This window comes from Klebsiella sp. 18074, assembly GCF_902705905.1.
In the GTDB taxonomy this organism is placed as follows: domain Bacteria; phylum Pseudomonadota; class Gammaproteobacteria; order Enterobacterales; family Enterobacteriaceae; genus Klebsiella; species Klebsiella terrigena.
Genome location: NZ_CACSIS010000033.1, coordinates 1 through 15,573, shown reverse-complemented (window position 1 = coordinate 15,573; position 15,573 = coordinate 1). Strand labels below are relative to the sequence as shown.

The window sequence follows — 15,573 nt, the reverse complement described above, 5'->3', positions numbered from 1 at the left end:
CGCCAATGAACCTCAATCGCTTTTGTTATCTTCTTCTCGGCTTAGCGGCGCTAGGCTGCTTATTTCTTCCCCATTCTTTGGCTATGTGGTGCTTATTTGTTAACGCGCTGACGCTGGCGATTTATGGCGTCGATAAAATGGCGGCCCGCAGGGCCTGGCGCAGAGTCCCCGAATTGACGTTGCTCGTTTTTGGGCTGGTGGGGGGATGGCCTGGGGCGATTATGGGCCAGCAGCTCTTTCGCCATAAGACGCAAAAGCAGCCCTTCAGGCGCTATTTCTTTATCAGCGTGATGTTGAATGTGGTGGTAACGGCGGCGGTATATCGCTACTTGCTTTACTGAGGCCCGCGAAGTATTCATGAATACCGCTCATAGTGGCTATCCTCCTGCCCGCGATTATCCGCAGGCACAAACCGGTTAACATGCGTCTATCTCATTATATCCAGACGGATCATCATGCTTAATCCACAGGCACGAACGCAGTCAGCGCCGGCTAAAAAAACCACTCTTACCTTTGTACTTATTCTCAGCGCATTAATGGCGGTCACCTCCTTATCAACCGATATCTATCTCCCCGCCATGCCCGTTATGGCGCAAGATTTACGGGGCGATGCGGAGCTGACCATCACCGGTTTTCTCATTGGCTTTTGCATTGCTCAGCTGATTTGGGGACCGATTAGCGATCGCTACGGACGGCGGCTGCCGCTGTTCATCGGCATGGTGCTGTTTGTTATCGGTTCGGTGGGCTGTGCGCTATCAACGGATATCGTGCAAATCGTCTTCTGGCGCGTTTTCCAGGCTTTAGGCGCCTGTACGGGCCCGATGCTGGCGCGGGCGATGATTCGCGATCTCTTTAGCCGCACTCGGGCGGCGCAGATGCTGTCGACCCTGATGATCATCATGGCCATCGCGCCGATTGCCGGCCCCCTGATCGGCGGGCAAATGATTAACGTCACCTCGTGGCATGCCATTTTCTGGCTGCTGGCGGCGATCGGAATCGTCATGCTGATTTCGTTATTCTGGCTGCCGGAAACGCTGGCTGAAAATAAACGTTCGCAGGCCTCGGTATCCAGCGCCTTTCGTAACTATTACGCGTTACTGACTAACGGCCAATACATGCGTTTTACGCTGTGCCTGACGTTCTACTACGTCGCCGCCTATGCCTTTATCACCGGCTCCCCGTTCGTATACATCACCTACTTCGGCGTTGACCCTCAGCATTACGGGTGGCTATTTGCGGTGAACATTGTTGGGCTGATGGCGGTGAGCATGGTCAACCGCCGCCTGGTTCACCGCTATCCGCTGGAAGCGTTACTTAAGATTGCGGTATTCGTCGCGACTCTTGCCGCACTCGTTCTGGCCGTCGCGAGCGGGCTGGGCGTCGGAGGGATTAGCGCGATTGCCGGAGCCGTATTCGTCTTCTTCTCCATGAACGGCATTATCGCAGCCACGTCAACGGCGTGCGCGCTGGATGCGGTGCCGAACGTTGCCGGCTCCGCATCGGCGCTGATGGGGGCGCTGCAGTACGGCAGCGGCATCATCTCTTCGCTGCTGCTGGCGCTGTTTAGCGACGGCACGTCGTGGACCATGGGCTGGATTATTGCGGCGTTTACCGTCGCCAGCGCCCTGATGGCGCTGACCATTCAGATAAAAAAATAGCCTTCAGGTTACGTCTCCCGTTAGGGTTTATGAATTTGATTCATAGCGCCTATTTAAGGGGCGTAATTATCTTTCCCCGTGACTTCGCTAATCTGGGGTTGGTCAGGCGAATAAATATGAGTAACGGCCGGCCCGTCAGGCCGGCCGGGATAATGACGGCGGCGAATTAAATATTCTTATCGAAGAAGACGTCCAGCTTCTGCACAGCCTGGTCAACGTATTTGGGAACCCAATACGTCTCGATATGGGTCGCGCCGTCGATCAGGAACAGCTCTTTGTCCTTCGTACCGGTGGCTTTAGCGAATGTATCTTCGGTCATATACAGCGTATCCGCTTTTGTACCGGCAATCATTAGCAGTGGTTTATTGATGAGATTGATATGGTCCGTCACGTCAAAGCTCATCAAATCCAGCAGGCTGCTGGTGGTGTATTTAAACGTTGAGTTCGGGTGGGCGTGAGTTTTCCAGTAGTACTCATAGCCTTGACGATATAAGGCGAAGGGTAATTTAGCGATCTGCTCATCGGTTAGATTTGCATCGCCGGAGTAAAGAATTTCACCTCCGGCGGCTTCCTGAGCACGCGCGTCAGAAGCCTGCTGTAGCCGCTGCTGGATAGTATCCAGCTGTGAATTCAGTAAGCCATTGCGGCGTACCAGCCCTGAGTTAAACATGCTGATGGTGGCAATCGATTTGAATCGTTTATCCGTTTCTGCCGCCACGAGTGAATACCCGCCGCCACCGCAGATGCCAAGCAGGCCGAGGCGGGAAGTATCCACCCCCGGGTACTGGCTAATGTAGTCAGCCATACCGTGAACGTCCTCTATGCGGTTAGCGGGTTTATCCACGCTGCGGGGCATACCTCCGCTGCCTCCCTGCCAGGCTGCATCGGCGGTAATCGTAATGTAGCCGTGCTCGGCGAGACGCTGAGCGTACAGCCCGGCAACCTGCTCTTTTACGCCGCCGTTAGGGTGGGCAACCACCACCGCAGGGTATTTTTTCGCGGGATCGTAGTTGGCCGGGGTGTAGACGTTCGCGGCAATCTGGATGCCGTGCAGATCGTATTTCACCGGGTGGATGTTGACCTTGCCTTTGACGTTCTCGGTGATGGCGCCGTCATAGACGAGAGTAAACGGATTCTTTTTGTAATCAGCCGCATGGGCTGAGGTGATTCCGGCCATTGCCGTAAACAGCATGGCGCTTAGCAGCGTGAATTTCATGGTATCTCCCAACGAGTGACGACCTGTCGATGCAGGTCCGCAATAGCAAATATGCAGGCTCAGGTTAGGGAGTAAGGGCTGTCAGCATCGTGACGGGTCAATAACATTTTTGTCAGGAAGCCGTGGTCCGGCAGGCAATCGTTCCTGACAGCGCTGTCAGGCAAGCGTCAGCCTTATGTTGGCAATCAGGCGGCAGAATGTCCGCAGATTACGCGAGGCCACGTTCAATTAGCGCAGCAAAGGAGTGAACCATGAAAAGTCAAAACAACCCGGCGATGCCGGGACGACGTAAGCTTTTAGCGGCTGGGGCCGGTATCGCCGCGGCGTCACTGATCCCGCGCGCGTCGGCTGCCGGGAAATCCTCTTTGGCGGACTCAACCAGCCGGGGCGACCGGCGATCCGCCGCGCCGGGCAAACGCAGGCTCGGGAAGCTGGAAGTCTCCGCCGTAGGGCTGGGCGTTCAGAACATGAGCCGTAAGTACGACACATCCACCCCGTGGCGTCCCGAGATGGTGAATATTATTCGCCGCGCCTTTGATGAGGGCGTGACGTTTTTTGACGCGGCTGAAGCCTACGGTCCCTTCGAAGTGGAGAAGATCCTCGGGGAGGGCGTCGCCCCTTTCAGGGACAAAATCGTTATCGCCACCAAGTTTGGCTGGAACATCGATCAGCAGACCGGCAAGCGTCTGCCGGGCCTCAATAGCCGGCCGGAGCATATCAGAGTCGTTGTTGAAAATATGCTCAAGCGCCTGCGGACCGATCGCATCGATTTGCTGTATCAGCACCGGGTCGATCCTCAGGTTCCGATCGAAGACGTTGCCGGCGTGATTAAGGATTTGATGGATCAGGGAAAAGTCCTGCACTGGGGGCTGTCAGAAATGGGCATTAACACCCTAAGGCGAGCCCATGCCGCCGTACCCGTTACCGCCGTGCAGAGTGAATATTCGCTGCTCTGGCGGGGGCCGGAAAAGCACGTCCTGCCGGTATGCGAGGAGCTGGGAATTGGCTTTGTGCCGTGGAGCCCGCTCGGCGTGCAGTTTTTAACCGGCTGGATTGATGAAAATACCCGCTTTGCTGCCGGTGATTTCCGCGCGACGGAAACCCGCTTCTCGCCCGACAACCTCGTGCACAACCTACGGCTGGTTGAGTTACTCAACGCCTGGGCGATAAGAAAAAATGCCGCGCCGGGTCAGATAGCGCTGGCATGGCTGCTGGCTCGCAAACCCTGGATTGTCCCGATCCCCGGCACTACAAATAAAGACCATATGCTGCAAAACACGGCCGCCGCCGGGGTCTCGCTGACGCCCGCCGAGATGACCGAGCTCACCCGTTCACTGGATGCTATCACCATCCAGGGCCAGCGGTTGCCGGATGCCGTGCAGGTTTATTCCGATGTTGAAGCACCGTTGAAAAGTTAAGAGGAAGTCCCGCTATGCGTCTGCTGTTAGTCGAAGATGAAGAAAAAACGTCAACCTATCTCAGCCGTGCGCTGGGAGAGTCCGGATTCACAGTGGATGTCTCCGCGGACGGGGCCGAAGGCCTTCACTACGCGCTGGAGTTCGACTACGACGCGATAATCCTCGACGTGATGCTGCCGGGAATGGATGGCTACCGGGTGCTCGAGGGCGTGCGGGCAGTCAAACAAACCCCGGTGCTGATGCTCTCCGCCCGGGGATCGGTTGACGAGCGCGTCAAAGGGCTTCGCCTCGGCGCTGATGACTACCTCCCCAAACCGTTCTCGCTCATTGAGCTGGTGGCCCGTATTCAGGCGCTGGTGCGCCGCCGGTCAGCGGATGGGGTTGATATCACCCAGCTGCAAATTCACGATCTGCATCTCGACCTGCTGGCGCGCCGGGTATTTCGCGCCGGTACGCGGCTGGAGCTGACCGCCAAAGAGTTCTCTCTGCTGAGCCTGCTCGCCCGCCATCAGGGAGAGATTCTGTCAAAGATGATGATTGCTGAGCAGATATGGGACATGAATTTTGACAGCGATGCCAACGTGGTTGAAGTCGCGATTAAACGCCTGCGGGCCAAAGTTGATGCACCGTTCGCTGTCAAACTGCTTCATACCGTACGCGGTATGGGGTACGTCCTTGAAGTCAGGCCTGAATAGATGAAGGGGACAGGCATGGCCAGACGCTCCATCTCAGTCCATCTGGCGCTGATGTTTGCGCTATCCGCACTGCTGATCGTCTCGATTATCGGCATTCTGCTGCGAAGCTCGTTGCACGACTCGCTGCAAAAGCAGATGCACAACGAGTTGTTATTCCGCGAGTCATTGATGAGCCCGTGGATCGCCGCGCGAACCTCGGCCGACGGTTGGTCAACGCTGGCCAATAAATTCACCGTGCTGGCCAACTCCGAAGGCGAGCGCGTTCGCTACTGGATAGTGAGCAATCATCCACGCTTCAGCGTAGGGGGAACGCCGCCGGTTGGGGTTCAGTGGTCCGCGCTGCGGGAGGGGTTTAATAAAGTGCCCGGCGCATCGGAAGGCGCATGCTCGCTGTTTCTGTTAGTCAAAACTATCCCCGCAAACGGCGAACGGCCCGAGCTGCGCTACGTGGTTGCCATCGACTCCACGCCGTACATGGGCACTCTCGATGCGTTTACCCACACGCTGCTGGTTATCACCGCATTGGGGGTATTTATCGTCGCGCTGCTGGGCTATATGGTCTCAAGAATTGGCATGCGCCCGGTGGGGGCGCTTAGTAAACAGGCCCAGCATCTGGCGCCGGGGGATCACGGCCAGCGCCTGGATACCAACGCATTGCCCGCAGAGCTACGGCAGCTGGCCGCATCATTTAACGGGGTGCTGGAGCGTCAGGAGGTTGCCTGGCGACAGCTTGAAAGTTTTAACGCCGACGTGGCCCATGAGCTCCGCACGCCGCTGACCAACCTGATTGGCCAGACGCAGCTGGGGCTGTCGCGTCGACGTTCGCATGATGAGCTGGAGGAGCTGCTGGGTTCAAATCTCGAAGAGCTGGAGCGTATGGCGTCGATCGTTAACGATATGCTGTTTCTGTCCCATGCGCACGCCGGCGAACACGCCTCCCAACTCGCGCCGGTCTCCCTGCGTGAAGAAACGCTTAAAACGGCGGAGTATGTCGAACCCTCCTTTGCTGAAAAGCAGCTTTCCCTTGAGGTTGAAGGCGACGTCACCGCGCATATTGACCGGCGGTTGTTCCACCGTTCGCTGGCCAATTTGCTGGAAAATAGCGCAAGGCATTCTCCCGTTAAAAGCACGGTGACCGTCAGGTTAAGCGAAAAGAATCATCAGGCCTGGGTTGAGGTTTCGAATCCAGGCGAGCCCATTGCGGCCGAACATTTACGCCGGCTTTTTGAACGCTTTTATCGCGTCGACTCCTCCCGGGCCAGGAGCGATACGCACCACGGGCTGGGGCTATCGATCGTCCGCGCCGTGGCCATTATGCATCGGGGAGACGTCTTTGCGCGCAGCGAAGAGGGGATCAACACCTTTGGGCTGACCCTGGCAATGGCGCCTGATAAACCAGCCGGCCATAGCCCCTGCGGAGCGGGGGCGGAAAAAAGGCCGGCGAGCCAGGCTGACGCAATTGTCAGGCGGTCGTCAGCCTGATGACATCGCGCCTCGTTAGAATCATCGCAGGCTATCCCCTTCCAACGATAAGGACGCTTTGTATGACTCAACGTTTACGTTACCTCGGGCTACTGCTGCCGCTCTGTGTTTTTTCATCCTCGGCCGCGGAGCAGAATGCCGCTGTCCAGATTGCCGCCGCCGGTAGCCAGATCGCGGCGTATGGGTCGGCGGACAATTTTACCGGACGCGTCCGGGTCGATCCGCTCTTCAAGCCTGATAGCGATATCAACGTTTCAGGAGCTTACGTCACCTTTGAGCCCGGTGCTCGCTCCGCCTGGCATACGCACCCTGCCGGTCAGAGGCTGATTGTGACCTCCGGCGTAGGGCTTACGCAGCAGGAAGGCCAGCCGGTGCAGGTCATTCGCCCTGGCGACGTTGTCTCTTGCCCTCCGGGCGTCAGGCACTGGCACGGCGCAGCGCCGGGAAGCGCAATGACGCACCTGGCGATAACCGGAATAGTCGATGGCAAAAGCGTTAACTGGATGGAGAAAGTGACGGATGAACAATACCACGCCCATTAAGGCATTAACGGCCGCGGCGCTGCTGACCTGGGGTTTTAGCCTCACGGCAAATGCCGCGCCGGCGACGAAAGGAGCCACAGAAATGAATCAAGAACAAACCGTTTCAGACTCGTTATCTGCCCGACAGCAGGCTATCCCTTTGATTGCGGCATCAATGGCCAGCAGTCAGATGGATAAGCTTAATGCTGCGCTTAATCAGGGGCTCGACGCCGGCCTGACGATAAACGATGCCAAAGAAATCCTCGTCCAGCTCTATGCCTACACGGGGTTTCCCCGCAGCCTGAATGCGCTGAGCGAGCTGATGAAGGTGGTTGAAGCGCGCAAACAGCGCGGCATTAAAGACGTTGAGGGTAAAGAGCCGCTCAAACCGGTTCCCGTCGGGGAGGAACTTCTTCGCACCGGCACTGCAAACCAGACCAAAATCTCCGGGGCTCCGGTCCAGGGGCCGCTTTTTGATTTTGCGCCGGTCATTAATCAGTTCCTGCAAACGCACCTGTTCGGTGACATTTTTGCCCGCGATAATCTCGACTGGCAGAGCCGCGAGCTGGCAACGGTGGGCGCATTAGCGGCTACGCCCGGGGTTGAAGCGCAGCTGTTATCGCATACGCGAGCCAGCATGCGGGTTGGCCTGACGGCAGGGCAGCTGCGCCAGCTGGCGCAGGTCCTGCGCGAGAAGGGTGAAAACGATGCCGCCGCGCGGGCTGAACGCGCGCTGCAGCAGGCGCTGGCAAGCAGGTAGAAGGAGCAGGTATGGAACACGATCCTACCCGTAGAGCGTTAATTACGGCGCTGGCCGGGCTCACCCTGGCTAATGTCACTCTGGCGTCAGCGGCATCCGCCGCCGCCAACGTTCAGGGCCGCAGTCCGGTTCTGGTGGCTTACTTTTCCCGTAGCGGGAATACGCGGGTGATTGCGGGCGTTATTCATCGCAGCCTGAAAACAGATTTGTTTGCAATCGAACCGGCGACCCCCTATCCGGAAGACTATTTTCAGACCGTTGAGCAGGCAAAGAATGAGCGTGCCCGGGGAACGAAGCCGGCATTAAAAAATAGCGTCGCGGATATCGGGCGCTATGAGACGATTTATTTAGGCTTCCCCATCTGGGGGACCAGCGTGCCGCCCGCGGTGCAAACCTTTCTGAGTACCCATAACCTTGCGGGTAAATTACTTATCCCCTTCATCACCCACGGCGGCTACGGCAAAGGCGACAGCGACGATATCCTCGCGGCCCTTGCTCCGACCGCGCGTCGGGAAAAAGCGCTGGTTATTGAATGCGATCAGGAGCGCAGAACCACCGAGACGGTAGCCAGTTGGCTAGAGACGATTCGCGGCTGATTTATTGATTATGAGGGAACTACGTTGAAGACACTGTTAAAAGCGCTGACCATCTGCACGATCGCCGGTAGCCTGCTGGCCCAGTCCGCCTATGCCGGGCCATTAGTCATTCAGGAACAAGGAAGCTTTTCCGCCGGGGGTTCCGTGATTACCGCGCCGGGGAAGTTTGACGCGAAAAAGCCGCTGGATCCTGCCGGTCAAACCTATCATGGCGATCATGCGTCCGTGTTCTACCAGATCCCGGAACATCCGCATAAATACCCGATTATCATGCTGCACGGCGCAGGGCAGTTTTCCCGCACCTGGGAAAGCACCCCGGATGGTCGCGAAGGGTTCCAGAACCTATTCCTGCGGCGCGGGTTCTCAACTTATCTTGTCGATCAGCCGCGTCGGGGCAGCGCCGGGCGCTCGACGGTAGAAGGGACGGTTACGCCAAAACCGGATGAGCAGATGTGGTTTAATCAGTTCCGCGTTGGCGTGTGGCCAGACTATTTTAAAGGCGTCCAGTTCTCTCACGACAAAGAGGCCCTGAATCAGTATTTCCGCCAGATGACCCCGAATACCGGGCCGTTTGATAGCAACGTGATTTCTGATGCCATGTCCGCGGTGGTGGATAAGTCCGGCGCGGCTATCCTCTTCACCCACTCCCAGGGCGGCGGCCCGGGCTGGTACACGGCGATGAAAAACGACAAGGTCAAAGCCATTGTTGCCTTCGAGCCGGGCAGCAGCTTTGTCTTCCCGGAGAAAGAGCTGCCCGCACCGATGCCGAGCGCGTTCGATACGCTGAAGGGCGAAGCGGTGCCCATGGCGCAGTTTATGGCGCTGACCAAAATCCCGATTCTGATTATCTATGGCGATAACATTCCGGATAAGCCGGTTGCCATGCCGGCGCAGGACAGCTGGCGCGTGCGTCTGGCAATGGCCCGCGAGTGGCGCGACGTGGTGAATAAGCATGGCGGGGATGTGACCGTGACGCATCTGCCGGAGATAGGCATTAAAGGTAATACCCACTTTCCGTTCTCGGATCTTAATAATGTGCAGATCGCTGATTTAGTGAGCCAGTTCCTGCAGGCGAAAAACCTGCAGTAGGCCGGGATAATATTGAGCCTTCATTATTGAGGGCTCAGTGACCCTGTAAATAATTCTGTGTAACTGCCACCGTATTAAAGGTGATCGCTCAGACGGTCACCGAACTCGATAATAAAACGGCTCATTGTAGTGGATCACAAATTCAGGACACCGGAATAGCCTGCTTCCACTTTTCTTCATCCACGCAAGGCGATAATCCACCATTGTTCGTATGAGGACGGTAAACGTTGTAATAACCATTTATCCACTGGTTTATATCGCGTACTGCATGACTAAAATCACCATAGCCGCCTTTCGGTAGCCATTCACTTTTAAGGCTGCGAAAGACTCTTTCCATCGGCGAATTATCCAGACAATTCCCTCTGCGACTCAGACTTTGCATTACCCCATAGCGCCATAGTAACTTTCTGTATTTATTGCTTTTATATTGAACCCCTTGATCTGAATGAAACAGAAGACGTTCATTACGCGGTCGTGTCTCCAGGGCATTACGCAAAGCCCTGCACACCAAATCAGCATCAGTGGTTAATGAGAGGGCTGAACCAATAATTCGGCGTGAATATAAATCAATAACAAGCGCGAGATAGCACCACCTGTCCTGCAGGCGAATAAAGCTGATATCACCGCACCAGACACGGTTTGGTGCGGCGGGGTTAAACTGCTGGTTCAATAAGTTTGGTAATGCCGGGCTGTTGTCTGCATTTACCCGGTAGCAATGTTTAACAGGCTGGTGACTGGTCAGCCCGCATTCCTGCATCAGTCGTCGCGCCAGCCACCGGCCTGCATCAACGCCACTCTGGCGTAACATCTGGCTGATTGCCCGACTCCCTGCAGCGCCACGACTGAGAGCATGGAATGCTCTCACCCGGCTTCGCAATTCAATTCTTTGCACATTAACCGGATGCTTCACCTGCGCGTAATAAACGCTACGGTGAATACCGAACAAATGACAAAGAACCTGCACAGGCCACTTTGCTTTCAGCCGTGTGATTAGCGCGATAACTTTCCGGGGGCTTCGCTCATCAGCACGGCAGCCTGCTTTAGTATTTCTTTTTCCATCTCAAGACGCTTTATCTGCGGGCTCAATACCCAGAAGTTCCTGCTTATAAAGTCGTATCCATTTGCGCAAATGGTCAGGGTTGAGTTCGAGCGCCTGAGCAACTTCCCGTGCATCTCGCTGGTATTTAACAACCTGTTCGATAGCTTCGAGTTTGAACTCCGGGGAAAATGTGCGTTTAGTCCGACGAGTTTTGATCATGCATCACCTCATGTTCACTGTTTTAACATTAACAGGATTTCGAGGTGTCCTGAATTACCGATCCACTACAGAATGTTACCTCACAGCTGATACTAAGGGCCTCCGGGTTCTCTGCGGGCGGCTCTGGCTGTACGGCGGTGGCATCGAGAGTCACAGGGAGTAGCTGAGGATTTTCTGAGGAAGATAATAGCAGCTTTCCCTCGCGCCACTGCTGGCGCCATTTAAATAGCAGATTGGCGTTAATGCCGTTCTCAAGCGCCAGTTTTGAGATGGATATACCGGGCTCGCAGGAGGTGGCAACGAGCTGCTGCTTAAATTCGGGAGAATAATTAGGGCAGCCTTTACGCCTGCCGGGAGTCACATTTTTCTGCATATCTGACACTTTGGTTCCCACTACTTATTTGGTGGACACCACTTTGTCGTATGCATCAGATTATGACCAGACGGTTCCCGCTGTACGCTTACGTACAGCTCACAGGGTGGGGGTGACTATCTCATTAACAGGCAATTACACAATTTTAATGACAGTCTCCAGCGAAATACTGCGCATTACGCTCAGTGGATAATAGTCTGTACAAAAAAAAAGGCTTACCTATATGGAAAGCCTTTACACAGCGAACTATTTTACTCGATATCTTGTTGATACTTTTTCTCTTCAGATTCGTACTTATACAGAAACATTAAAACAATTACTGCTAGCATATTTATGACTGAAGGAAACCATATAACAGCAATATCTATTCCTTTTAATGCTGAATCAGGCTGAACCTGTCCTGGTAAATATCCATAGAAATTCATGACCCATGCACCAACAGCTACACCAACTCCGCTGCCAAACTTATAGCAAAACGTTGTTCCAAGCGAGACCAGTAAACCTACAACCAGTTTACCCGATTTCCATCGACCAAAATCAACAGCAAGGGGGATCATGGCAAACGCCATTGCACAGGCTACGCTGCCTCCGATGTTTCCCAAAATCCATGAAAAGCAAAGCAATGTATAGTTATCGCCTGAATAAAATAACGCTATATTGCCTAAGGATGAAAGAATGAGGCCACCAATCCATACGGTCGTTTTACTTACAAACTTGCAATAAAGAGGAATTATCATCACAAAAAAGACCGATACAGAGGCGATACTATTGATAAATGCTATATGCTCTTTGAACGGTACACTATAGGACAAGTAGAAAACGAAAGCTGATCCACGCCCCTGGTGAGCAACCCAGAACAGCAAGTTTGCCACAAGGATTATCCACCATGGATTGTTTGTTTTCAGCGCTCTGAAGGCGTCTTTAACCGTAACATTGGAGGTGTCCTGAGAAGCATTTGTAACGATTTCTTTAATATTAAAGAATGCGAAAAAGTGGAACAGACAGCTGATGGTCGCAAAAATAGTGGCTGTAGCAAAAAAACCATATATTTCATTCCCACCTCCCATTAATGCCACTAACGGTAGTGCGGTAGCATTCATCGCTAAAACACCCAATACACTCCCCACCATACGGTAGGAGTTGCACTTTAAACGCTCCTGTGGTGACGGTGTCAGCAGTGCAAGAATGGCGCTAAGTGGTGTATTTAAACCGGTATATGTAATGCTGGTAAGTACATAGATAATGCCAGCCCAAACTGCCTTCACTGTCATACTGCTATCAGGTGTAAAAAACGACAAAGCTGAGAATATACAAAACGGTAAAGGCAACCACAAAAACCACGGACGACATTTACCGTATCGGGACTTCGTTTTATCTACAATAATTCCCCATATTGGGGCATCAATAGCATCGACTATGCGGACAAGAAACAATATTATGCCCGCGACGCCAAGGGAGATCCCGGCCACATCCGTATAGAAATATAAAATATACGTCGTACCAAAATTGTAAATCAGGTTGCCTGCAAAATCGAGAAGACCATAACTTACCTTTGACATAACTGGTAATTTAGAATTAGTCGTGCTAATTTCTGCCATTTGATTATGAGATGTAGAGTCAGATGTCGTCATGAGTCACCCTTATTTTTTAATTTCTAACAGGCGAGACATGTTGTCACTTGCCAGTACGACTTCAAGCGAATTCCCTTCCAGTGATAGCTTGCATCCTTCCCTGTTAAGAGGATAAATACACTTAGCCCCAGTTAATTCTGTATTCGAAAAGTTGATTATACAGTTGGAACGACTTCCCTTTTTACGCCATACCGCCAGAAGTATGCGATCTTCTGATTCAAGTCCAAATGCAAGCCAATCAGAATTCGTGGTTGGCAATCCCAGAGGCCATATCGGGCGCATGGAAGGAATCTCGTGCCTGAAACCCTTATAGGTCGAAATTCCTTCACTGACTAAATCAACCAAAGAGGGATCCAGCATATTTAGATAACCACTTTGATGAATGCGTAATAACATGCAGTTCACCATATTGGTGATCACTTCCTCTTCATCTGCAGAAGGGAGAGGATAAGACCAAATGGCTGCCTGTTCAGGTAATAAACATGATGCACATGAGGCGGCTATATTGCTCATTAGAGTGTAATCAGTCTGGTCTGAGACAGATTGAATGCTGCAACGTTTGAGTAAGGCATAGTCCAAACGCAATCCACCGCTTCCGCAGTTCTCAATTATTAAATTAGGATACTTTTCCAGCAAACTGTCTAACCAAGCCAGATAGGCTTGATTATGTTGAAGCAGGCCATCTCCAAAACTTGTTGAATTAATTTCCGTCCCTGACCCTGCGTTGATATTATAATCAATCTTGACATAACCCACGCCGTACTCATTTACAAACTTATCAAACACGGCATTGGCATGTTCAATAACTTTCGGATGACGGAAATCTAACTGATAGCGTTTACGATCTTTTACTTTCTCAGCATGGCGGGTAAAAAATGCTTCTGCTGGCCAGTCATCGACCAGTTCACAATTCACTCCCATGACTTCAATTTCTACCCAAATCCCCGGTATCATTCCTTTATCGCGGATATAGCGTATAGGTTCTATGATCCCATCGGGAAATCTCTTTTTTGAAGGCTTCCATGCACCTACGTTGTCCCACCAGTAGCCATCTGCATACCATCCGCAATCGATGCAGAAAATCTCACACCCCGTTTCAAAGGCTTTATCAATAAGAGGTATAAGCTTTTCAGTGGTAGGATCACCATTGAGGCAGTTCATATAATCATTAAAAATGACGGGTAACTGAACGTTGTCAGCGCAGGTACGAATAATTTTACGTCTGTAATCAATTGCAGCTGAAAGTGCATCATTGATACCTCCCGCCACCCAGCCTGCAGACACAATCACACTGGTAAACTCTTCGCCTTTATTGAGTTTTTTCGACCAGTTATTTTCATTTTCAGAAGGACCGGATGCCAAGAGATACAGATGATCATGATGCTCGCCTATCTCCCAGTTCCAACTACCATTGTGTTCAATCTGCCAGAACAGCGACTGGTTGGATTCACGATTTTCCACAACGCCAAATGGCACATTTCCGCATGATGACCAAGTGCCCGTCGATTCAATGGCTAATCGTCCCATTGAGCACGGCGTTACTTTTGGAAATCCATGTTCTATCAGATTTCTGGATATCCAGTTTGACTCTCCATACCAGTTATTAGAGGGAATATGGAGGATTATATCCTTGTCCCAGGAAGTGGTTTTTTTATTGATGTTCCATGCAGATAAAGAGGATATGTATTCTAAACGGATGGGTTTTTCAGATATGTTTTCAACCCGATTCCAGAATTGTATGACTGCGGTGTCATTAATAAGCTTTGCGAAAGCAGTAACGTTAACTTTTTCACTTTGTAATATGACAGCGAGAGTTTGAGAAACAGAATCCTCTGTTATTTGATGTGAAACGTATTTAAGGTCATAACCTGCCGCACTGCCCAGATGGCTTCGACCATGATGTTCTAAGGTGTCATCACCTGAAAGATGAAGGTTAACGTAGGGGAAAAAAACAGTATCATCTTTTTCAACTGTTTCCTGAGTAAGACAGAGACACGCATGAACACGCTCTTTATCATCCAGTGCAAGAGATAAACAAATAATTTCATTTTTAAGGATCATTTATTTCATTTTCCATTAGATTGAATGTTTTGTTTTAACACTCAGGGAATTTCAATAACATGGGGTTTTCTGCTTTAGATATGTAAAATTCTCTAATTAGAGACGGGTATCACAGTTTTACATCTTGAATCGCCACAGGTTTAACAGACACCTCAGAGTCATTTAAGATGACTCTGAGGTGCCCATGAGCGGTAAACGTTATCCCGAAGAGTTCAAAATTGAAGCGGTCAAACAGGCTGTTGATCGCGGCCATTCCATCGCAAGCGTTGCCACCCGTCTTGATATCACCACGCACAGCCTCTATGCCTGGGTAAAAAAGTATGGCCTGATTCATCAGCCACTAAAACGCAGCCCGATGCCCAGTCTGAGATCCGGCGACTTCAGAAAGAACTGAAGCGGGTTACTGACGAGAGAGACACACTAAAAAAAGCCGCTGTGAGTTCAATTGGTCGATGCAACGCTATCCTTAAACAAGGAGGGCGTTACCATGAAACAAAGATTCCGTATTTACTACACGCCAGAACAGAAAACGATATCCTTAAACAAGGAGGGCGTTACCATGAAACAAAGATCCCGTATTTACTACACGCCAGAACAGAAAGCGATTATCTGGGACAGGTATAAGCAAGGTGATTCTTTGCATGAATGATCCTACCCGCGAATAGTGGATACGAGACTAAGTGAGTACACTCTTAACCAGAGGTGATGTGATGGACGCCCCTTCCCAGCCTAAGTTCTGCCACACTTATGCTGAATGTCTATTCGCAGAGGAACAACATCATGAACTCGATAAAAGTTGTCGGGATCGATTTAGC

Annotated in this window: 13 protein-coding genes and 2 pseudogenes; 10 read left to right on the top strand and 5 right to left on the bottom strand. The window is 52.1% G+C overall.

The features are described from left to right. Nucleotides 1-5 precede the first annotated feature (5 nt). Nucleotides 6-341 (top strand): DUF1294 domain-containing protein, encoded by a 336-nt coding sequence (locus tag GVK32_RS24410; protein WP_159873282.1) that lies wholly within the window; start codon nt 6-8, stop codon nt 339-341. A 114-nt stretch (nt 342-455) separates the two neighbouring features. Beyond that, entirely contained in the window at nt 456-1,658 is a 1,203-nt protein-coding gene (locus tag GVK32_RS24405) for a multidrug effflux MFS transporter (protein WP_159873284.1), read from the top strand. 166 nt (nt 1,659-1,824) lie between these two features. On the opposite strand, the gene GVK32_RS24400 is transcribed toward GVK32_RS24405, so the two are convergent. Further along, nucleotides 1,825-2,874: an alpha/beta hydrolase gene (locus GVK32_RS24400; protein WP_159873286.1), complete on the bottom strand. Its 1,050-nt coding sequence runs from the start codon at nt 2,872-2,874 to the stop codon at nt 1,825-1,827. 251 nt (nt 2,875-3,125) lie between these two features. Here GVK32_RS24400 and GVK32_RS24395 point away from each other — a divergent pair, with 251 nt between their 5' ends. The 7 genes from GVK32_RS24395 to GVK32_RS24365 all read left to right on the top strand — a co-directional run bounded on the left by GVK32_RS24395 (nt 3,126) and on the right by GVK32_RS24365 (nt 9,435). Next, nucleotides 3,126-4,292, top strand: coding sequence for an aldo/keto reductase (locus GVK32_RS24395; RefSeq protein ID WP_200842935.1), 1,167 nt, complete (start codon nt 3,126-3,128; stop codon nt 4,290-4,292). Nucleotides 4,293-4,306: 14 nt separating this feature from the next. Further along, nucleotides 4,307-4,987, top strand: coding sequence for a heavy metal response regulator transcription factor (locus GVK32_RS24390; RefSeq protein ID WP_076944585.1), 681 nt, complete (start codon nt 4,307-4,309; stop codon nt 4,985-4,987). A gap of 15 nt (nt 4,988-5,002) precedes the next feature. Further along, nucleotides 5,003-6,469: a heavy metal sensor histidine kinase gene (locus tag GVK32_RS24385; RefSeq protein ID WP_159873288.1), complete on the top strand. Its 1,467-nt coding sequence runs from the start codon at nt 5,003-5,005 to the stop codon at nt 6,467-6,469. A 62-nt stretch (nt 6,470-6,531) separates the two neighbouring features. Then, nucleotides 6,532-7,011: a cupin domain-containing protein gene (locus GVK32_RS24380; protein WP_159873290.1), complete on the top strand. Its 480-nt coding sequence runs from the start codon at nt 6,532-6,534 to the stop codon at nt 7,009-7,011. After that, nucleotides 6,989-7,750 (top strand): carboxymuconolactone decarboxylase family protein, encoded by a 762-nt coding sequence (locus GVK32_RS24375; protein WP_159873292.1) that lies wholly within the window; start codon nt 6,989-6,991, stop codon nt 7,748-7,750. The genes GVK32_RS24380 and GVK32_RS24375 overlap by 23 nt, the downstream gene beginning before the upstream one ends. Before the next feature lie 11 nt (nt 7,751-7,761). Continuing rightward, nucleotides 7,762-8,346 (top strand): flavodoxin, encoded by a 585-nt coding sequence (locus GVK32_RS24370; protein WP_159873294.1) that lies wholly within the window; start codon nt 7,762-7,764, stop codon nt 8,344-8,346. Nucleotides 8,347-8,370: 24 nt separating this feature from the next. After that, nucleotides 8,371-9,435 (top strand): alpha/beta fold hydrolase, encoded by a 1,065-nt coding sequence (locus GVK32_RS24365; protein ID WP_159873296.1) that lies wholly within the window; start codon nt 8,371-8,373, stop codon nt 9,433-9,435. A gap of 142 nt (nt 9,436-9,577) precedes the next feature. On the opposite strand, the pseudogene GVK32_RS24355 reads toward GVK32_RS24365, so the two are convergent. From GVK32_RS24355 to GVK32_RS24340, 4 genes and pseudogenes are all read right to left on the bottom strand, one after another. Then, nucleotides 9,578-10,693: pseudogene (locus GVK32_RS24355) on the bottom strand (IS3 family transposase). A gap of 28 nt (nt 10,694-10,721) precedes the next feature. Beyond that, nucleotides 10,722-11,066 carry a transposase gene (locus tag GVK32_RS24350; RefSeq protein WP_227697896.1) on the bottom strand — a complete coding sequence of 115 codons (345 nt, stop codon included), beginning with the start codon at nt 11,064-11,066 and terminating at the stop codon, nt 10,722-10,724. A gap of 251 nt (nt 11,067-11,317) precedes the next feature. After that, a complete protein-coding gene (locus tag GVK32_RS24345; protein ID WP_227697895.1) occupies nt 11,318-12,697 on the bottom strand; it encodes an MFS transporter in 1,380 nt (459 codons plus the stop codon). Between the two features lie 9 nt (nt 12,698-12,706). Continuing rightward, nucleotides 12,707-14,758 (bottom strand): alpha-galactosidase, encoded by a 2,052-nt coding sequence (locus GVK32_RS24340; RefSeq protein ID WP_159872898.1) that lies wholly within the window; start codon nt 14,756-14,758, stop codon nt 12,707-12,709. Between the two features lie 184 nt (nt 14,759-14,942). Here GVK32_RS24340 and GVK32_RS24335 point away from each other — a divergent pair. Next, nucleotides 14,943-15,190: pseudogene (locus GVK32_RS24335) on the top strand (transposase); the annotation flags it as partial. Nucleotides 15,191-15,573: the final 383 nt, after the last annotated feature.